General features: G+C 72.6%; 22 protein-coding genes. 11 read left to right on the top strand and 11 right to left on the bottom strand.

Going from position 1 to position 18096, the window contains the following annotated elements; genetic code table 11:
* Positions 1–14 precede the first annotated feature (14 nt).
* The gene (locus ACSNOC_RS04465) at positions 15–722 is read right to left on the bottom strand and encodes a DUF2637 domain-containing protein (RefSeq protein ID WP_436745899.1); all 708 of its coding nucleotides are present in this window, start codon (positions 720–722) and stop codon (positions 15–17) included.
* A 260-nt stretch (positions 723–982) separates the two neighbouring features.
* Between ACSNOC_RS04465 and ACSNOC_RS04460 the strand changes: the two genes are divergently transcribed.
* A complete protein-coding gene (locus ACSNOC_RS04460; protein WP_436745915.1) occupies positions 983–1318 on the top strand; it encodes a YnfA family protein in 336 nt (111 codons plus the stop codon).
* Positions 1319–1519: 201 nt separating this feature from the next.
* On the opposite strand, the gene ACSNOC_RS04455 is transcribed toward ACSNOC_RS04460, so the two are convergent.
* The 3 genes from ACSNOC_RS04455 to ACSNOC_RS04445 all read right to left on the bottom strand — a co-directional run bounded on the left by ACSNOC_RS04455 (position 1520) and on the right by ACSNOC_RS04445 (position 3959).
* Positions 1520–3067 carry a helix-turn-helix domain-containing protein gene (locus tag ACSNOC_RS04455; RefSeq protein ID WP_436745898.1) on the bottom strand — a complete coding sequence of 516 codons (1548 nt, stop codon included), beginning with the start codon at positions 3065–3067 and terminating at the stop codon, positions 1520–1522.
* Between the two features lie 81 nt (positions 3068–3148).
* Positions 3149–3502: a hypothetical protein gene (locus tag ACSNOC_RS04450; protein WP_436745897.1), complete on the bottom strand. Its 354-nt coding sequence runs from the start codon at positions 3500–3502 to the stop codon at positions 3149–3151.
* Positions 3503–3728: 226 nt separating this feature from the next.
* Positions 3729–3959: a hypothetical protein gene (locus ACSNOC_RS04445; RefSeq protein ID WP_436745896.1), complete on the bottom strand. Its 231-nt coding sequence runs from the start codon at positions 3957–3959 to the stop codon at positions 3729–3731.
* A gap of 697 nt (positions 3960–4656) precedes the next feature.
* Here ACSNOC_RS04445 and ACSNOC_RS04440 point away from each other — a divergent pair.
* Complete coding sequence (locus tag ACSNOC_RS04440; RefSeq protein ID WP_436745895.1) at positions 4657–5535, top strand: hypothetical protein; 879 nt, start codon at positions 4657–4659, stop codon at positions 5533–5535.
* Between the two features lie 11 nt (positions 5536–5546).
* The gene (locus tag ACSNOC_RS04435) at positions 5547–6116 is read left to right on the top strand and encodes a GNAT family N-acetyltransferase (protein ID WP_436745894.1); all 570 of its coding nucleotides are present in this window, start codon (positions 5547–5549) and stop codon (positions 6114–6116) included.
* On the opposite strand, the gene ACSNOC_RS04430 is transcribed toward ACSNOC_RS04435, so the two are convergent.
* Together ACSNOC_RS04430 and ACSNOC_RS04425 are read right to left on the bottom strand one after the other, a co-directional pair.
* Positions 6079–7014, bottom strand: coding sequence for a YihY/virulence factor BrkB family protein (locus ACSNOC_RS04430; protein WP_436745893.1), 936 nt, complete (start codon positions 7012–7014; stop codon positions 6079–6081). The two genes, ACSNOC_RS04435 and ACSNOC_RS04430, sit on opposite strands and share 38 nt — an antisense overlap.
* 168 nt (positions 7015–7182) lie before the next feature.
* Positions 7183–7740, bottom strand: coding sequence for an Asp23/Gls24 family envelope stress response protein (locus ACSNOC_RS04425; protein WP_436745892.1), 558 nt, complete (start codon positions 7738–7740; stop codon positions 7183–7185).
* A gap of 146 nt (positions 7741–7886) precedes the next feature.
* Between ACSNOC_RS04425 and ACSNOC_RS04420 the strand changes: the two genes are divergently transcribed.
* The 6 genes from ACSNOC_RS04420 (at position 7887) to ACSNOC_RS04395 (ending at position 11833) form a co-directional block, all read left to right on the top strand.
* Positions 7887–8447, top strand: coding sequence for an RNA polymerase sigma factor (locus tag ACSNOC_RS04420; RefSeq protein ID WP_436745891.1), 561 nt, complete (start codon positions 7887–7889; stop codon positions 8445–8447).
* Positions 8438–9070: a hypothetical protein gene (locus tag ACSNOC_RS04415; RefSeq protein ID WP_436745890.1), complete on the top strand. Its 633-nt coding sequence runs from the start codon at positions 8438–8440 to the stop codon at positions 9068–9070. The genes ACSNOC_RS04420 and ACSNOC_RS04415 overlap by 10 nt, the downstream gene beginning before the upstream one ends.
* Before the next feature lie 180 nt (positions 9071–9250).
* Positions 9251–9592, top strand: a complete 342-nt coding sequence (locus tag ACSNOC_RS04410) for a hypothetical protein (RefSeq protein ID WP_436745889.1) — start codon at positions 9251–9253, stop codon at positions 9590–9592.
* A 69-nt stretch (positions 9593–9661) separates the two neighbouring features.
* On the top strand, positions 9662–9931 hold the full coding sequence (locus ACSNOC_RS04405) for a DUF1876 domain-containing protein (RefSeq protein WP_436745888.1): 270 nt from the start codon (positions 9662–9664) through the stop codon (positions 9929–9931).
* Positions 9932–9982: 51 nt separating this feature from the next.
* Entirely contained in the window at positions 9983–11068 is a 1086-nt protein-coding gene (locus ACSNOC_RS04400) for a small ribosomal subunit Rsm22 family protein (RefSeq protein WP_436745887.1), read from the top strand.
* 69 nt (positions 11069–11137) lie between these two features.
* Entirely contained in the window at positions 11138–11833 is a 696-nt protein-coding gene (locus tag ACSNOC_RS04395) for a bifunctional DNA primase/polymerase (protein ID WP_436745886.1), read from the top strand.
* A 49-nt stretch (positions 11834–11882) separates the two neighbouring features.
* Here ACSNOC_RS04395 and ACSNOC_RS04390 read toward each other — a convergent pair whose 3' ends face one another.
* Positions 11883–12110: a hypothetical protein gene (locus tag ACSNOC_RS04390; protein ID WP_436745885.1), complete on the bottom strand. Its 228-nt coding sequence runs from the start codon at positions 12108–12110 to the stop codon at positions 11883–11885.
* Between the two features lie 13 nt (positions 12111–12123).
* On the opposite strand from ACSNOC_RS04390, the gene ACSNOC_RS04385 reads away from it, so the two are divergent.
* Positions 12124–12249 carry a hypothetical protein gene (locus ACSNOC_RS04385; RefSeq protein ID WP_436745884.1) on the top strand — a complete coding sequence of 42 codons (126 nt, stop codon included), beginning with the start codon at positions 12124–12126 and terminating at the stop codon, positions 12247–12249.
* A 320-nt stretch (positions 12250–12569) separates the two neighbouring features.
* On the opposite strand, the gene ACSNOC_RS04380 is transcribed toward ACSNOC_RS04385, so the two are convergent.
* Entirely contained in the window at positions 12570–14276 is a 1707-nt protein-coding gene (locus ACSNOC_RS04380; protein WP_436745914.1) for a proline--tRNA ligase, read from the bottom strand.
* 346 nt (positions 14277–14622) lie between these two features.
* Here ACSNOC_RS04380 and ACSNOC_RS04375 point away from each other — a divergent pair, with 346 nt between their 5' ends.
* Positions 14623–15141: a DUF6879 family protein gene (locus tag ACSNOC_RS04375; RefSeq protein WP_436745883.1), complete on the top strand. Its 519-nt coding sequence runs from the start codon at positions 14623–14625 to the stop codon at positions 15139–15141.
* 3 nt (positions 15142–15144) lie between these two features.
* On the opposite strand, the gene ACSNOC_RS04370 is transcribed toward ACSNOC_RS04375, so the two are convergent.
* The 3 genes from ACSNOC_RS04370 to ACSNOC_RS04360 form a co-directional block, all read right to left on the bottom strand.
* On the bottom strand, positions 15145–15669 hold the full coding sequence (locus ACSNOC_RS04370) for a DUF6879 family protein (protein WP_436745882.1): 525 nt from the start codon (positions 15667–15669) through the stop codon (positions 15145–15147).
* Between the two features lie 107 nt (positions 15670–15776).
* On the bottom strand, positions 15777–16925 hold the full coding sequence (locus tag ACSNOC_RS04365) for a lipase family protein (protein WP_436745881.1): 1149 nt from the start codon (positions 16923–16925) through the stop codon (positions 15777–15779).
* 113 nt (positions 16926–17038) lie between these two features.
* The gene (locus ACSNOC_RS04360) at positions 17039–18034 is read right to left on the bottom strand and encodes a hypothetical protein (protein ID WP_436745880.1); all 996 of its coding nucleotides are present in this window, start codon (positions 18032–18034) and stop codon (positions 17039–17041) included.
* Positions 18035–18096 lie beyond the last annotated feature (62 nt).

Genomic DNA, 18096 nt, shown 5'->3' with positions numbered 1-18096 from the left:
CTCGCGGAGAGCGGTCAGGGCCGGGCGCTCCGCTTGTGGGCGCCCGGGTGGGCGTGCCGGGCCGGGCCGCCGAGCGTCATCTGGCGGACGATCTGCTGGAACGCGGCGAGGGCGGAGATCGGCGGGATGCCCGCGACGGCGACGCCGGTCACGGTCATCGGCGCCTGGGAGACGCACAGGACGACCGCGAAGCCGGAGAACACCATCACCACCGACCAGGAGTGCTTGGTGTGCCGCTGGTACAGGGCGGCGCGCAGGATCGACAGGGACGCCACCAGCCACGGGCCGTAGATCAGCAGCGGCCAGCAGGACGTCAGGGCGGGGGAGGTGGCGGAGGCCGCCGCGTCCCGCAGCGGGTCGTAGGAGACGAGCCCGCCCAGCACGCTGAGCATGGCGACCAGCGCGGTGGCCAGGGCCGCCAGCAGCAGGCTGACCCAGCGCAGATACCGCAGGCGGGACCACTCGACGCGGCGCGCGGCGGGCTCCCGCCGCCGGCGGTGCCGGGCGGCGGGGTTCTCCCGGGAGGACCGGGGCGCCGGGATGCCGACCACCCGGGTGCCGGCGGCGGGGGCGCGCAGCCGCCGGGTGCTGTCCCAGTCGTCGTCCAGCCACCCGCCCATCAGCGCGGCGTCGGCATCGGCGTCGGGCCCGGGATCGGGCCAGGTCAGCAGATGTGTCTCGTCCGCCGCGGTCCACGGGCAGACACGGGGGTCGTGTGTCACGTGTGCGGGCCCCCTTTCCGCTCGGGGCGCGGCTCGTGCGCGGAGTGTGGCAAGGTCATACGTCGCCAACGAGACCTTTGCCCGGTGGATATGGCTTTCGGTCGTTCATCCTTCCTTCGTGGGGTTTGCGGGCTCTTGGTGCCTCGTGTCTCCCTCTCGGGTGCGGCGTGTCGAGGTGCGCGCGGGCGCCGTGCGGGTCGTCCCGGCGGACGGTTTACGGTCGGGGCGTGCCCACGATCGCCCGACCGGAAGGCTCCGCCGTGCTCGTCGCCCGCTCCGTCGCCCTCTTCGCCGTCGCCGCGCTCTTCGAGATCGGCGGCGCCTGGCTGGTCTGGCAGGGCCTGCGCGAACACCGCGGCTGGGTCTGGACCGGCGCCGGAGCCGTCGCCCTCGGGCTCTACGGGGTGGTGGCCACGTTCCAGCACGACGACAACTTCGGCCGCGTCCTGGCCGCCTACGGCGGGATCTTCGTCGCCGGGTCGATCGCGTGGGGCGTCGTCGCGGACGGCTACCGCCCCGACCGCTGGGACCTCGCCGGCGCGGCGGTGTGCCTGGCCGGGATGGCACTGATCATGTACGCACCCCGCGGCCACTGAAACCACCGCCGCACCGGGCGGGCCCCCCGTTCGCCGCCCCATGAAGGTCCCATGAGGGCCCCATGAAGGCCCCGGCCACGTAGGAGCCACGTGACCGGAGCCTTCCCGCCCCCCCTTCGGGCGAGACCACGGTAAGGAACGGGCGGGCGGGCGGACCAGGGTGCACGGTGCGCGATTCCGGCCGCCGGGTGTGCACGGTGCTCAACCGGCGGGCGCGGCACCCGTGATGGTCAGGGCGTGGACCAGGTCGTGGACGCCGGAGCCGGTGGTGAGCAGGTCGCGGTTGAGCAGGCGCTCGGCGGTGCGGAGGCGGGCCCGGACGGTGTTGCGGCCGATGCCCAGGTGCCGGGCGGTCCGCTGGGCGTCGGCGTTGGCGTCGATCCACGCGCGCAGGGTGGCGGGCAGGTCCCGGTGGCGGGTCTGCCGCAGGGGGCGGAGGAACTCCTCGGCCCAGGCGACGGCCGGAGCGGTGCGCAGCAGCTCCGCCAGCGCGGGCCCCGGCCGTTCCGGATCGGCCGCGGCGTCGGGCGGCGGGTCGGCGAGACTGAGCGCCAGGTCGAGCACGGCGCGGGAGCGGATGTCGTCCAGGTCCATGCCGAGCGCCTGTTCGGCGCGCCTGAGATGGGCGGTGACGGTGTTGCGGCTGATGTGCAGCAGGCGGGCGACGGCGCACCGGGAGAAGGTCAGGGCGAGGCGGGTGACCTCGACGGTGAGCTTCGGCAGGGAGTGCGTCGGCCGCAGGACGGCGCGGGCCCAGACGACGGCCTCCGGGCGCGGCAGCAGACCCGTCAGCGGCGCCTGGCCCCGGTAGGCGGCCACGCGGTCGGGGGAGTTGCGGGCGACGGCCAGGGCGTGCAGGGCCTGCCCGTACGCCTCGCCCGTCGCGTGGAGCGGGTGCGGGCCGCTGATGCCGAGCAGGTAGTGCGGGTTCTCGTCGACCAGGCGGCGCAGCACCTCGTCATGGCCGCCGCCGCGCCCGGACGGCCCGGGCGGCCCGGGGTGGCCGGACGTGCCGTCGCCCCCGGGCCGGTCCGGGGGTTCGGGGACGAGGCAGATCAGGTGCTCCTCGAACGCCGGGCAGTGCACCATCAGGCCCGAGCCGTGGTAGCCCGACGGGTCCTGGTGGGCCTGCGCGATCCGGTCGCGGTCCTCCGGCGAGCAGTGCAGCACGTGCACCCGCAGGCGGTCCGCGTCCAGCAGCGCGGGCACGGCCTCGGTGGTGATGCGGCGGGCCAGGGCCAGGTCGCCGGTCAGCAGGGCCGTGAACACGGCGAACCTGAGCTGCCGGGCCTTCCCCTGGTAGCCGCGGGACACCTCGCCGTCCTGCCGCGCGCGGGCCAGGAGCGCGGCGACGCTGCCGGTGTGCGAGGCGAGCGACACCACCTCCCGGCTCAGCGGCGCGGAACTTGCCGTCACCAGCACCGGCCGGGGCCCGCCCGGGCCGAGGGCTTCGAGGTGGACCTGCCGCGCGCCGACCTCCACGGCCGCCGCGGCCATCTGTCCGCCGGACAGCCGGGCGAGGAGGGGCTCCAGCGGTTCGAGGACGTCGAGGGGGAAGCGCTCGGTGGCCGCGACGACCTCGCCCTCGCCGCTGATCAGCGCGGCCTGCGCACCGGTCTGCCGGTGCAACCAGGCGAAGACGTCGCTGAGTTCGGGGCCCGCGGGCCGGGACGTCTGGCGCCGCAGCTCGCGCAGGAGTTCGTCGAGACGTTCCGCGCGCCACCGTTCCGTACCGGCCTGACCGCTCACCGACGTGTCCTCCCCTGGCCCGCCCCGGCGCGGACTCACCCCCAGTCATAGCCCGATCGCGCCCGGCGCGCGAGGCGAGTGTCAGCCGACTGTGCCGCCGCCCGCCTCGATCAGGTGCAGCAACTCGTCGGCCGCGCGCTCCACTTCGTGGGGACGGCCGGGGCGGACCAGGTGTCCGGCCTTGTCGCCCCACTTCGGGGAGACGTGGTACCGGGTGCCGTTGAGCCGCATCGCGAGCGTCTTCCCGCCGGTGAAGCGGACCTTGCTCGCCCGGACGCGGCCCATCGGGGCGCTGTCGATCACGCGGCCCCGGGAGCCGAGGAGTTCGAGGACGCCGTTCTCGACGATCACGTAGCCGTGCTGGGCGAGCGGCCGGATGCCCTTGCCGATCTGCACCTGGTCGACGACGTATTCGGGTTCAGCGTGGGCGGTCATGCCGTCCTCCGTTTCTTCCGGGATACGGAACTCCCCGGGTACCCACCGCCGTTGAGCGAAACCCCGCCAACCGGCCCGGGCGGCGACGGGGAACGGTAGCAGTACGCGGCGCAGGCCCACAGACGGATGGCTCCCGTCGTGCCCACCTGGCGCGCCAGGACGCCGAGATACGCGCCGCACAGCGCGCAGTGGGTGCCGGCCGTCTGCCCCGGCGTGAGCCCGGCGCTCATCTCCGGCCGCCCCGGCCCGGCCGGACGCTGCGGGTGATCCACAGCAGGGTGGTGGACCGCATGGTGAACGTCTCCCCGCCCTGGAACTCCAGCCGCTTGCCGCCGTGCGGCAGCGCCACCATGTCCCGGACGGTGTGCACCTGCCCGCCGACCAGGAGCTGATCCCCACACCGGACGGCCGAGGCATCGACCTCGACCGCCACCATCACGCCGGGCGGCGCCGTCATCGATCGGTTTCCCGTCCTCCGGGGGCCGGGCACGAGTGGTCCTCACCGCTGAGGACCAAGTGCCCGCAGCCGCAGCGGCGCAATGCCCGGACCGGTACGGGGAAGCGCAGCACCGGCTCCGGCGTGGGCAACGATGGGGACGTGCTCTCGCCTTGAGGGCCCGTGATCACCTCCCGTAGTGTTGTCGCTACGAAAAGGAAACGCGTGGAGCAGTGCCGGCAGCGGACGCCGGGCCGGACTCTTCGCCGGACTTTCCGGCCGGACGACGGACTTTGACGGGCTTGTGTCCGCAGTACGGTGAGCTTGGAAGAAGCAGGAGGCACCCATGGCCGAGCCGACTCCTTTCCAGGAGGAGTGCGTCAGACGGGGATGGGAGCGGCCGGCCGCGTTCCTCCGGGCCTACAACGAGACGGCGCAGCTCATCGGGGAAGAGGCAACGCTCACAGACCGTCGACTACGTCGCTGGCGGCAGCCGGACCCACCGTGTCCGCGTTCTCGGGCATGGCGCGTACTGCACGCGATGTTCGGTACCAACCCCGAGGAACTCGGGTTTCCCAGCCCGCCGTTCCCTCCCGACGAAGCCGTGCCTCAACCTCATCAAGGATCGAGTGTGGACAGACGTGCGTTCGTCGCTGACACCATCGGTGCGACAACGGGCCTTTCTCTGCCTCAGGCGAGAGTTGCGGGTACGACACACGTGGCCGAACTCCGGGAAGGGCTACGGTCGCTGTACGCCCTCGACGACGCCTACGGCGGAGTCGATGTGCGCTCGTTGGCCGTGCGGCACCTGAGCCGTGTACGCCGAGTCATCAACACCACCAGTTGCCCGGAGTCCATCGCGCGCCAATTGCAGCTACTGGCTGGGGAAACGGCCGAGCATTGTGCTTGGCTGCACTACGATGCCGACGATCAGGAACAGGCGCGTCGTTACTGGGGCGAGGCCCTCGCTATCGGAACCATGCTCGGAGACACCGGTCTTGAGGCCCTGGTACTGGCATCCCTGAGCATGCAGTCGCTCCACGACGGGCGGCCACGGGACGGCTACGACTTCGCCCGCGCCGCACGGCAGCGAGCGCAGAGCATGGGTTCTCCGAAGCTCATTTCCTTGGTCGCCGCTCGCGAGGCCCGAGCACTGGCCCAGTTGCGCGACGTGCGCGCTGCGCGCCGTGTCTTCGCCGAGGCCATGCGGATGGCGGACCGGGAGGGAGGCAGGCCCGCGCCTGCCTGGGCCGCCTTCCACGGACAGGCGGAGATCGACTTCGCGCAGGGGTTGTTGCACGCGGAGACGGGCCATCACAAGGCGGCTGTGCCCTTCCTTCGTGCTTCCCTGGGACACCAGGGAAGCACCTACGGCCGCAACAGAGCCTTGTACCGGCTCACCCTGGCGCGGAGTCTGATCCACAGCGGGGAAGCCGAAGAAGCCGCCCACGAAGCAGTGGGGGCACTGGAGCATCTGGTCGAAGTCCGGTCCGGCCGTGTCCTGCGCCGGTTGGCGCAGGTCCGTGATGGGCTGGCCGTGATCGACACCGCTTCGGCCCGGTCGGCAGTGGGCGTGATCAACGCACACCTCGGGTGAGGAGATGCTCCATGGGCGAGGACCTTGTCGTGCGGCGCGCCGGGGGTGGCGACGGGGCCGGGGAGCTTCTTGACGCGTTCCTGCCCGCCTACACCGAGGTCTACGCCGAGCCGCCGTACCGCGAAGGGCCGCAGGACGTCGCGGAGTTCGTGGCGGGCTACCCGCACCAGGTCGGCCGGCCCGGCTTCCGGCTGGTGTTCGCGGAGAGCGGCCGGGAGGTCGTCGGCTTCTCCTTCGGCTACCGGCTGGCGCCCGACACGGCATGGTGGGACGGCTCGCTCGAACCGCTGCCCGGGGACTTCACCAGGGAGACCGGCCACCGGACGTTCGCCGTCATCGAACTCGCCGTACGCGCGCGTTGGCGCCGTCGTGGGGTCGCGGCGCGGCTGCACGGCGAGTTGGTCCGGGGCCTGGCCGTGGAACGCCTCACGCTCACCGTGCGGCCCGAACCGGAGGCGGCTCCGGCCCGTGCGGCCTACGCCGCGTGGAACTACCACAAGGTCGGGCGGTCACGGCCGTGGGACGGGGCGCCGTTGTACGACCTCATGGTGCGCGACGCGGCAACGACCCCACAGGGCTGAGGTGGGCCGACTCCTGCTCCCGCCCGGTGGGCGGGCGGGTGGCGGACCGGTGGGCCAGGCACAGCTTCGTCAGCTCGGCGTTGAACTGCGCGCCCGTCAGCAGCGTCAGGTTGGACACCCACAGCCACACCAGGAAGACCACGATCCCCGCCAGCGAGCCGTACAGCCGGTTGTAGGCGCTCACGTGCGAGGCGTACAGGGCGAAGAACGCCGACGCCGCCAGCCACAGCAGCACCGCCAGCGCGCCGCCCGGCACCCCCCGGTGCGGGGGCCGGGCACCGGCCGGGCCGGTCCGGAACAGCACCAGCACCAGGCCCGTGACCAGCACCAGCAGCAGCGGCCACTTCAGCACGTTCCACGCCGTCGTGCCCGCCTCCACGGTGTCCAGCATGCGCCCGATCGCGCGGACCGCCCCGGCCGTCAGCACCAGCACCGTCGCGCTGGCGACCAGCAGCGCCAGCAGCCCCAGCGCGGTGAGCAGCGTGCGCGGCACCGCCCGCCACGGCGGCCTGCGGTCCACGACGCCGTGCATGTTGTGCAGCACCCGCCGGAAGACGCTCAGGTAGTTGTACGCCGACAGCAGCGCGCTCACCGTGCCGATGACCGCCAGCAGCCACGCCGCCGAGGGCTGGTCCGCCAACTCCACCAGCGCGGTGCGCACCTCGTACCGGGAGTCGGCCGGGACCAGCGAGCTGAGCTGGCCGATCAGCTCCGGCGCGGCCGACGGATGGGCCAGGCTCGCCAGCGACAGCACGACCAGCACGGTCGGGAAGACGGCGAGCACCGAGTAGTACGTCAGCGCCGCGGCCCAGTGGTCGATGTCGTCCCGCCACAGCGACACCGGGGTCCGGCGCAGTGCCACTGCCCAGCGTTCTGGCCGCAGTTGATCGTCGTGCATGGCCGAGTCACCCGATCCTGGCCGCCACGAGGAGATGCACGGCCCAGACGGCGAGCACCGCGACTATCACTCCCACCGCCGGGGAAGTCCGTTGCGTCCAGTGCAGCTTGCCGTGTTCGCGCATGGTCTCCTCCTTCCTGCTGTTCCTGGTACGGCCCGGTCCCGCCGTCACTGCACGCGGGGCTCGCCGTCCCCCAAGTCCTCGTCGGGCAGCCGGACATCGACGACCGAGATGTTGACCTCCACGACCTCCAGGCCGGTCATCCGCTCCACGGCCGCTATCACGTTCTCCCGGACGTCCCGCGCCACGTCCGTGATCGGCACCCCGTACTCGACCATCACGTCGAGGTCCACGGCCGTCTGCCGCTGCCCGACCTCCACCTTCACGCCCCGGCTCACGCTCGGCCGCCCGCCCGGCACCCGGTCGCGCACCGCGCCGAGCGTACGGGACAGGGTGCCGCCCAGCGCGAACACCCCGGGCACCTCGCGCGCGGCCAGACCGGCGATCTTCTCCACCACACCGCCCGCGATCGACGTCCGGCCGCGGGTCGCCGCGGGCTCCTGGGCCCCGGCCGAGCCCTCGCTCACCGTCGTGCCCGAACGGCCCGCGGGAGCGGCGGCGGACGCGGACCCGCGGGCGGACGGGGACGCGGAGGCGGACACCGGGGCGGGGACGACGACGTCGGTGGCGTGGTCCGTGTCGTGGGAGGCTGTCTGCACAACCATGGCTGTTCCTTTCAGTCCTGACCGGGCGTCGGCTCGGCGTTTTCGCTCCGACACCCTGTTGGACACTGTGCGGCGCGATTCGTCACGCTCGTTTACCCAACTTTTTCCATGAACCGACGACGAACCGACGACGAAGGAGCCGGTGCGTGGCCGACGAGGCGGCGTCAGGGACGCCCGACGCCCTGCTGGCGGTCCGGGCCGGAGAGGGCGACGAGGGCGCCTTCGAGGTGCTGGTCCGGCGGCACGGCCCGGCACTGCTGCGGCTCGCCACCCACCTGCTGGGCGACCCGGCCGACGCGGAGGACGCCGTGCAGGAGGCGTTCGTCAGCGCGTGGCGGCGACTGCCGGAATTCCGGGGCGACGCCGCGTTCGCCAGCTGGATGTTCCGCATCGTCACCAATCGTTGTCTGAATCAGCTCCGCTCCCGGCACGGCGCGGCTCCCCTCGACACGGTGTCCGAGCGCGCCGCACCCGAGCATCTGACGTCGCCCGCGCGTACGGTCGAATCGACGGCCGCGGTCCGCGCGCTGCACGCCGCGCTGGCACGGCTGTCCCCGGAACAACGCGCCTGCTGGGTGCTGCGGGAGTTCCACGGGTTGTCGTACCAGGACATCGCGCAGGCGGTCGGCATCAGCCAACAGGCCGTCCGCGGCCGGATCTTCCGGGCCAGACGCTACCTCACGGAGGCGATGGAAGCATGGCGCTGAACGAACCGCCCGGCGAACGGTCCGGTGAGCCGGCGGACGAGCCCGTCGACGGCGAACCGCTGCCCTGCGGACGGTCGTTGAGGGAGGTCTGGGATCTCTGGGACGAGGGCCCGGCGGACGCCGACCCCCACCTCCGCTCCTGCCCCCACTGTACGGCCGCCCTCGACGAGCTGCGCCTGCTCGGGGACGTGGTGCGGCAGACCCGGACGGCCGAGCCGGCCGAGCCCGGGACGCACGCGGTGACCGCCCGCGTGATGGACATCGTGCGGCTGGAGCTGCGGCCGGGCCGCACCCTGCCGCTGGGCGAGCCGGACGAGGACACGTGGGTGGTGGAGGCGGCGGCGGCCCGGGTCTGCCGCGCCGCCGCCGAGTCGCTGCCCGGCGTGCGGGCCGGGAGCTGCCGCGTCGCACCCCCGGAGGACGGCGCCCGGCGCGGCCCGGTGCGGGTGCGGCTGGAGATCGTGGCGGACCTGTCGTGGACGGTCCCGGCGCTGGCGGACGCGGTCCGGGACCGCGTCGCGGCGGCGGCCCGGGAAGACCTCGGCCTGGACGTGGACGCCATCGACGTGGCCGTGGTGGACATGACCGACGCGGGCGGAGCAGCACGCGAGGAGATGCCGTGAGCGCCGCACGCGTGGCCGCCGGGCTGGGGATGGCGACGCAGGCCGCCGCCTCTCGCCGCGGGGGCGGAGAAGCGAGCGAGGAGATGCCGTGAGCGCCGCACGCGTGGCCGCCGGGCTGGGGATGGCGACGCAGGCCGCCGCCTCTCGCCGTGGGGGCGGAGAAGCGAGCGAGGAGATGCCGTGAGCGGTGGCGGGCACACAGAGCTGGAGACCCTGGTGCGGCAGACCGCCGCGACGGCGGCCCGCCGGGTGCCGGGCGTGGCGTTCCTGCGCCCCGGCCTCACGGACCGGCTGCGCGGCGCGGGGGCGGGCCGGGCCTCCCGGAGCGTGGCGGGTGTCCGGGCGACGCGCCGTCCGGGCGGCGGCTGGGACGTCACCGTTCACCTGGCCACCCTGCACGGCCACCGGGCCCTGGACGTGACGCGCGCGGTCCGGGCCGCGGTGACGGCGGCGGTCGCCGAGGCCGTGGGCGATCCCGGGTGCCCGGTCCGGGTGACGGTCACGGTGACCGGGCTGGCCTGACGCCTGATGTGCGAGCCCGGCCCGGCCGCGTCAGGATGGAGGGACGGAGCCAAGGAAGCGAGGCGCAGCATGGAAACCGAGACCTGGAACGTCCGGGTGTCCATCGACTCCGAGGGCCGCCTGACCCGGGCGGAGGCGCGGCTGACCGACAAGCCGGACACCGTACTGGTCAGCGAGGGCACGGCCCGCGCCAACCCGGAGGACGAGAACGTCCCCGCGATCGGCCGCGAACTGGCCGTCGCCCGCGCCCTGTCCGAGCTGTCCCACCAGCTGGTGCACCTCGCGGTCCAGGACATCGAGTCCCACACGCACCAGCCGGTGACCCACCTGCGCACCTGAGCACGACGGCCGCCGTCCCGGGCGCGCGGCGCGCCGACCTATCCTGGCGCGGTGACCAGCACCTCTTTGTCCGTCCCCGAGCAGCTGCGCGCCGCGCTCGACCGGCTGCTCGACGGCCTGCCGCAGCGCCAGGCGGCCTCGGCCGTCGAGCGGCTGATGGCCGGGTACCGGGGGCAGTCCCCGGCCGGCGCGCCGGTGCTCCGGGACCGCGCCGACGCGGTGGCGTACGCCGCCTACCGGATGCCCGCCACGTTCGCGGCGGTCTCCGCCGCGCTCCGGCGGCTCGCCGCCCGGCTGCCCGGCTGGACGCCCGGCGGCCACCTCGACCTGGGCGGCGGCACCGGCGCGGCCGTCTGGGCGGCGGCGGAGATCTGGCCTGACGGGGACCGGGAGACCGTCGTCCTCGACCGGGCCGGGCCCGCCATCGACCTCGGCCGCGAGCTGGTACGGCTCGCCCCCGGCAGCCCGCTGCGGGCGGCGCAGTGGCGCCTGGAGAGCATCGGCGCCACCCCGCCCGCGATTCCCGCGCTGCCCCTGACCGACCTCGTCACCGTCTCCTACGTGCTGGGCGAGCTGCCCGAGGCCGTCCGCGACGCCGTCGTCGACGCGGTGGCACGGGCCGGGGCCGCCGTGGTCCTGGTCGAGCCGGGCACCCCGGACGGCTACCTGCGCATCCGGGCCGCGCGCGACCGCCTGGTCGCCGCGGGGCTGCGCGTCCTGGCGCCCTGCCCGCACGACGGCGCGTGCCCCATCGCGGTCGGCAGCGACTGGTGCCACTTCGCGGCCCGCGTCAGCCGCTCGGCACTCCACCGGCGGGTGAAAGGCGGCGTTCTCCCGTACGAGGACGAGAAGTTCGCCTACGTGGCCGCCGTCCGCCCCGGCCCGGACCCGGCGGCGACACCGGACCCCGCGCGGATCGTGCGCCGGCCGCTGCTGCGCAAGGGGCAGGTGCTGCTGGACCTGTGCACGCGGGACGAGGGCCTGCGCCGCGAGACCGTCTCCAAGCGCCGGGGCCCGGAATACCGGGCGGCGCGGGACGCCGGGTGGGGGGAGTCCTGGCCGGTTTCTCCCGATTACCCATCCGAGCCCGTCTCAGGGCAGGATGTGCGCCACACCGGCGACCAGACCGTGCAGTAGCGGAATAAACAGCCCGGGCAGCGGTGCTGCTGGGCTTACCGGGATGGAAGTGAAGGCGCTAGGAGGCCCATGGAACGCGAGAGCCGAGTGCCCCGCTGGTTGCGTCGCGGAGCCCGGGGCGCCGCCGCCGGAGCCGCCGCCGCCCGTGCCCGTGAGGAGCTGCTGCTCGCCGCCGCCGAGGCGGGGTTCCCGCTGGCGCCCGCCGCGTACCCGCAGGACTACGGCTGTTCCTGCGAACGCATCGGCTGTCCCACCCCCGCCCGCCACCCCGTCTCCCTGACCTGGGCCACCCAGGCGACGACCGACCGGGACCAGATCCTGCGCTGGCTGCGCGCCGACCCCAGCGCGAACTTCGTCACCGCCACCGGCCGGGCCCACGACGTCCTGGACGTCCCGGCCGCCGCGGGCTACGCGGCGCTGGACCGGCTGACTGCCGAGGGCGTCGAGGTCGGCCCGGTCGCGGTGGCCGACCCGGACCGGGTCCTCTTCTTCACCACGACCCGCGGCACGCCGGACGACGAGGACGAGTGGTGGCCGTGCGAGCTGGACTGCCACCCGGAGACCATGGACGAACACCCGGGCCTGCGCTGGCACTGCCGCGGCAGCTACGTCCTGCTCCCCCCGTCCCGCCTCCCGTCCGCCGCCGACGACGCCTCGGTCCGCTGGCTCCGCGGCCCCGAACACCCCCTCCCCGAACCCCTGACCCTGCTCGAAGCCCTCACCGACGCCTGCGCCCACCACGCGGCAACGGAACCGGCTCACTGAGCGGCACGAACGCCCAGGTCGGGAAAGAACGGCGAGCACTATCAGCCCATCAGGCCACCGTCACGCCTCGGTGATCGGCCCATGCCTCGGCTGCTTCGGCCATGGCCCTGAGCCACGATTCCTCGGGCTTCTGTCGGGCGAACGCCCAGTGCATCCGGACCCTGGTGGCGGCGAAGGCATCGATCGCCTCCGGGGCCGCGGTCGCCCACGCCTTGCATCCGGCAGCCCACGACTCGGCGGATGCGGGGCTGTGACCGGATGACACGAGCTGCACCACGAGGCGAGCCGACATGGTGGCGCTGCCGCACGGCGGCAAGCGGCTGGAGTTCCAGGGCGGGGAGACGTTCACCATGCGGTCCACCACGCTGCTGTGGATCACCCGCCGTGTCCGGCCGGGCCGGGGCGGCCGGAGATGAGTGCCGGGCTCACGTGGGGACAGACGGCCGGCACCCACTGCGCGCTGTGCGGGGCCTATCTCGGCATCCTGGCCCGCGAGATCGGCACCCGCGGAGCCACCCGCCTCTGGGCCTGCGCCCCCTACTGCCCCCGCTCCCTTACGGCATCTCGTCGTTCACCAGAAGCAGGCCCTGTAGCGCCGCTTCCGTGGCCCGCTGATACTGGCTAATGGGCCTTCGAGTACGCGTATGAACGTCCAGCGAGCAGAGATGGATGCTGAGAGAGACGTACCACGAGTGGCAGCCGAACGCCTCCGGCGCTGGCGCTCCGTGATAGTCGTTCAGGCACTCATCGCGAGGAGTTTGTGCAGCCGTTCCCCGGCCTGGCCCACTGCGATGGTCTCCGTCTCGCCCGTCTTCCGGGAGGTGAGCTCCACCGTGCCGCCTGCGATCCCCCGTCGGCTGACGGTCACGCGGTAGGGGATTCCGATCAGCTCGATGTCCCTGAACTTGGCGCCAGGGCGTTCGTCCCGGTCATCGAGGACCGTGTCGACGCCCTCGGCCACCAGCCCGCTGTAGAGGTCTTCCGCCGCCTGCCGGACCGCCGCGTCGTCTCCGTTCAGGAGTACGACAGCCACCTGGAACGGAGCCACCGCGACCGGCCAGACGATGCCCTTCTCGTCGTTACCGCCCTCGACGATCGCCGCCATCGCCCGTTCGACGCCGATCCCATAACAGCCCATGATCGGCTTCACCGTGGCGCCCTGCGAGTCCAGTACCGTGACGTCGAGGGCTTCCGTGTACTTGTGGCCGAGCTTGAAAATGTGTCCCACTTCCACGGTCCGTACGGCGTCCAGCGGGCTGCCGCACTGGGGACAGGGCTCGCCGGCGGTGACCTCCCGCAGGTCCGCCCACCGGGCAACGGCGATGTCGCGCTCGACGTTCACGCCGCGCACATGCCGGCCGTCCGTGTTCGCGCCCGTCGCCATGTCGCGACGCCCCCGCAAGGCTTCGTCGGCGATCACGGGCAGGCCGGTGACGCCGACCGCCCCCAGGCTGCCAGGGCGCGCCCCCAGCGCTGCGATGATCTCCTCTTCGCGGGCCGGGCGGGCGGCGACGGCACCCGTGGCATCCGTCAGCTTCTGCTCGATCAAGGCGTGGTCGCCCCGCAGCAGGACCAACGTCAGTTGGTCGTCCAGCACATACACGAGCGTCTTGATCTGGCGGTCAGCGGCAAGGCCGTGCCGTACGGCCAGATCCTCGATCGTACGGACGCCGGGGGTGTCGAAACGCTCGGGCTGGGCCAGCCGCTCCGCGTCCTGGACGGGCGCGAGTGCGGATGTGGCCTTCTCGACATTGGCCGCGTAATCGCAGGCCAGGCAGCGGACCACGATGTCCTCACCGGCCTCGGAGGGGCACATGAACTCGACCGACGTGCTCCCGCCCATGCTTCCGCTGGAAGCCTGAACGGGAATAGCCGGAACGCCCAGCCGGTCGAAGATGCGCCGGTACGCCTCGAAGTGCAGGTCGAAGGACCGGTCGAGCCCTTCGGGGCCCAGGTCGAAGCTGTAGGAGTCCTTCATCGTGAACTCACGAACCCGGATCAGGCCGGACTTCGGCCGTGGCTCGTCCCGGAACTTCGTCTGGAACTGGTACCACATCTGGGGAAGCTGCTTGTAGGACTTCAGCTCCCGCGCCAGCGAGGTGATCACTTCCTCGTGGGTCATGCCCAACGCCAGCTCCGCCCCCTTGCGATCGGTCAGGCGGAACATTTCCTCGCCCATGGCGTCCCAGCGCCCCGACTTCTCCCAGAGCTCGCGGGGGTGCACCGTCGGCATGACGAACTCCTGGGCGCCGATCCGGGTCATCTCCTCACGGATCACCTCGGTCACCTTGGCTCGCACCCGCACGGCGAGCGGCAACAACGAGTAGTGCCCGGCCATGAGCTGCCGGATGAAGCCCGCCCGGACCAGCAGTCGGTGACTGACGGCGTCCGCCTCGGCCGGATCTTCCCGGAGGGTCGGTGTGTATAGCTGAGACCAGCGCATGAGCAGCAACCTAACGTACCGAGGCAGACCGGAAACAGTCATGGCAGCGGGCCGGGAACTCCCGGCACTGCGCTGCTGGCACGGGCCCCTCAGATCATGCCCTGGTGCCGGGCTCACCTGGGCACAGACGGCCGGCACCCACTGCGCGCTGTGGGGGCCTGTCCCGGCATCCTGGCCCGCGAGATCGGCACCCGCGGAGCCACCCGCCTCCGGGCCTGCACCCCCTACCGCGCTCGCCCCCGACGCCGGACGGCCGGAAGCGTCACCCGGAGGCCACCTTGACGGGTGGCCGGACCGAGGCGACGCTCGTGCCCATCGCTCATGTGAGTGCTCACAGAGGAGACTGGTGGCAACAGCGGTACGTGAGGCACTGTCCAGGGCCAGGCGCTCGGCGGTTCACCTGGAGATGCGCGACAGCTACATGCGCGACGACCCGGCGTTCCTCCGCTGGCAGGAGGGATACCGGCCGGACCCGGACGACCGGGCGTCGTGGTGGCGTTCGTGGCTCGACGTCGTGGCCGGGACGACCGGCCGGGGCGTGGTGATGCGCCGTCTCCGTGTCGTGTCCGAGCCGATCAGCGACTACATCAGGTACGAGTACGACGGAACGTTCACCAACGTCGCGGCCGGCGAAGAGGTTCGCTGGCTGCCGAGGTCGAGGGCACGCGACCTGCTGCTTCCGGTGCTGGACGGCTGGGTGATCGACAACGAACTGCTGATCCTCCACCACTTCAGCGGCGACGGGCAGTGGACCGGACCGGGGATGGAGGTCTCCACCGATCCGGCTCTGGTCAGGCTGTACGGCACGGCGTACGAGTCCGCTTGGGAACGGGCGATTCCGCACGCAGAGTACCGGCCCGCGTAGACGTCAGGCGAGGTACTTCCCGTGCGGGATCGCGCGTTCCCACACCGCGTCGAACGTGGCGGCGCACCGCTCCGCCACGGCCGGGTCTTCGACCTGGTCCGTGTGCACCCATCGGCCGTTGCCGTCGAAGATGTTGAACTGGACGACGCGGCCGTCGAACAGCCAGAAGTCGTTTCCCGGCAGGCACAGATCCGATGCGTTCCGCCGGGGCAGCCAGCGGACTTCCTCGCCGGCCGCCACGTTGGTGAACGTGAACGAGTGCTCATAGGCGATGTAGTCACTCACCGGCTCGGAGACCACGCGGGCGCGGCGCATCGCAACGCCCCTGCCGGTGACCTCCTGAACCAGGTCCAGCCACGGACGCCACCAGGAGGCCCGGTCGGATGGATCCAGACGATGCCCCTGCTTCCAGGCCGCGAAGCCCTCGATCTCGTTCTCCACACCGTAGGTGTCGCGCATCTCCAGATGAACCGCCGAGCGTTCGGCGGAGCGGAGCAGGTCGGCAAAGCTGCTCAGGCTCTGCGACATCCAGCGCCTCCCTCAGGACCAGGATCATGGAACGGGCCGTCCTTCGTCCCCACAAACCTTAGGCCCACAACGCCCGTGCGTGCCGGGTCCGTTGCCCTGTGTGGGGGCTACGGCGTCATCAGGGGGCGGAGGAACGCCTGGGCGTCCTGGAGGGATGCGCCCGGGGTGCCGGTGTGGTCGACCGAGGGGTAGGTCTTGTACGTCAGGGGCTCGCCGGCCGCCGTCAGGTCGTCCACCAACTGGTCGGTCAGGAACTGCGCCACCACCTCGTCCGCCTCGCCCTGGGCGATGAACACCGGGGCGTCGTAGCCGCTGGTCGGGACGTCGAACGTCGCGCTCATCACCTCCTCGAACGCGTCGTCCAGCGGCTTGCTCAGCAGTTCACCGATGTCGATGCCCTGGGTGCGCTCCCACATCGCCGGGTTGCACAGCGTCTCGGCGTCCGTGACCACCTCCCGGCCGAGCGGGCTCAGGTAGGAGTCCATGGAGAAGCCGGGGTTGGCGGCCTCCAGGCCGGCGAAGATGTAGGCGAGCAGCGGCACCAGCTCCGGCGTGAGCGTGATGTCCGGGTTCAACTCGGAGACGATCGGCGTCAGGTTGGACGGCGGCGCGCTCGCCACCGTGCCCCGGAAGTCCAGCTCGGGGGCGTACTCCTCCGCGAGATTGCCGGTGAACAGCGCGGCGTGCCCGCCCTGCGACTCCCCGGCCACGGCCCACCGGTCCGCGAACAGCTTCGGGGCCAGCTTCCGTGCCGTGCGCACGATGTCGACGACGCCGCGCGCCGCCACCTCGCCGTCCAGATACGGGTGGACGCCGGGGCCGCCGAGGCCCGCGTAGTCCGTGGCGACGACGGCGTAGCCCGCCTGGAGCCACGCGCTCAGATAGCTCTTGCGGCTGATCGACGCGGGGTTGGCCGACGGTGCGCAGGCGTCCCCGAGTCCGGTCGTGCCGTGGGCCCAGGACAGCACCGGCCAGCCACCGGCCGGGGGCGTGCCGCTGGGCGTGTAGATCAGCCCGCTCACCACGATGGGTTCGCCGCCGACCCCGGTCGAGGTGTACGTGATCCGCGCGCCGAACCCGGTGCCCGCCGGCCGTTGGGCCGCAGTCAGTGTCTTGATGCTGAGCACGGTTCCGGTGCCCGGCGCGGCGGTGACGGTGGGCAGCGCCGCCGATGCCGGTGCGAGACCGGTGACGGAGCCGAACGCGACCGTGGTGAGGGCGAGCGAAGCGGCCACGGCCGCCCGGCGCAGATTCATGGCCGGAGGATAGGCAGCGACACCGGCCGCCCGGGAGGGCGGTGGCGGGAATTGTTGCGGGCCGGACAAGCGCGGGCCGCCGCCTTGGCAGCGGCCGAGTGCCACGCGATCCGCTACTCGCCCGTCGCCGCGACGACGCCCGCGAGGCCGCCCTGGATCTCGATCTCGCCCTCGCCCTCGGGGACCCGGGCGGCCAGCGTGACCACCCATTCCATCGTCAGCGCCTGTTCGGCCGGGGACTCCATCAGGGACTCCACCAGCGGGTCCACCACCAGCGGCTCACCGGGAGCCATGGTCTTCTTCTCGAAGTTCTGCGAGGTGAACAGCACCAGCGCGCCGCCGTCCTTCAGGCGCAGCGCCGCCGGCGTGTAAGCCGGGTCCTCGGCCGCCTGGTCGCGGAACTCGGTGACGAACTCCGGCTGCGAGTTGGCCGCTTCGCGCGCCGCCAGGACGTCCGTGGTCCACGGGCCGTCGGTGAACGGGCCCTCGCCCTCGCTCGCCAGGTAGTCGGCGTAGGCCGCGCTCATCCCGCCCGGATCCATGGCGAGCCCGGAGGCGTTGTCGCCCCCGGCCGGGATGTCCTCCAGGTAGCCGTCCGCGTCCTCCGCGAACTCCGGGAACGTCGCCTCCGGCAGCAGCGAGAGATAGGAGACGGCCCACTGCTCGTCGATGCTGTCGCGGGTGAAGATCATCAGCCAGCGGTTCTCGGCGTCCCGGGTGTTCTGGGCGTCCACCGCGAAGAACTTGGGCCAGCCCGCCTGCTGGGGTATGTGGTAGTGCGCGTCGGTGAACTCGGAGGGCGTGTAGTTGATGTTGCCCTCGGGAGTCACCGCGTGCTTGGCGGTCAGCTCCGCCTCCCGGATCGCGCCCCACGGGCCCGTCTCCACCGTCGAGATGAGCTCCGCGTCGTACGCCTCCAGGGCCTCGTTGCTGGTCTCCACGTAGCGCTCGAACGCCTGCCGCGCCTCGTCCTCGGAAGCAGTCGGCACGACGGCGCTCGCACCGTCCACCGCCACCGACAACTTGCTGCAGCCCGACAGGGACGTCACCACCGCCAGGGCCGTGACCAGCCCCGCCGTGGCCGTCGTCAGTCGTGCTCGCACCCGCATCGTGGGCCCTCCCCGTAGGTCTCGCTCCGGCGTTCTCGCTCCGGCCCACGCATCGTATCCGT

The organism is Streptomyces sp. URMC 129 (assembly GCF_051386415.1).
In the GTDB taxonomy this organism is placed as follows: Bacteria; Actinomycetota; Actinomycetes; order Streptomycetales; family Streptomycetaceae; genus Streptomyces.
This window is presented reverse-complemented; position numbering and strand designations above follow the sequence as displayed.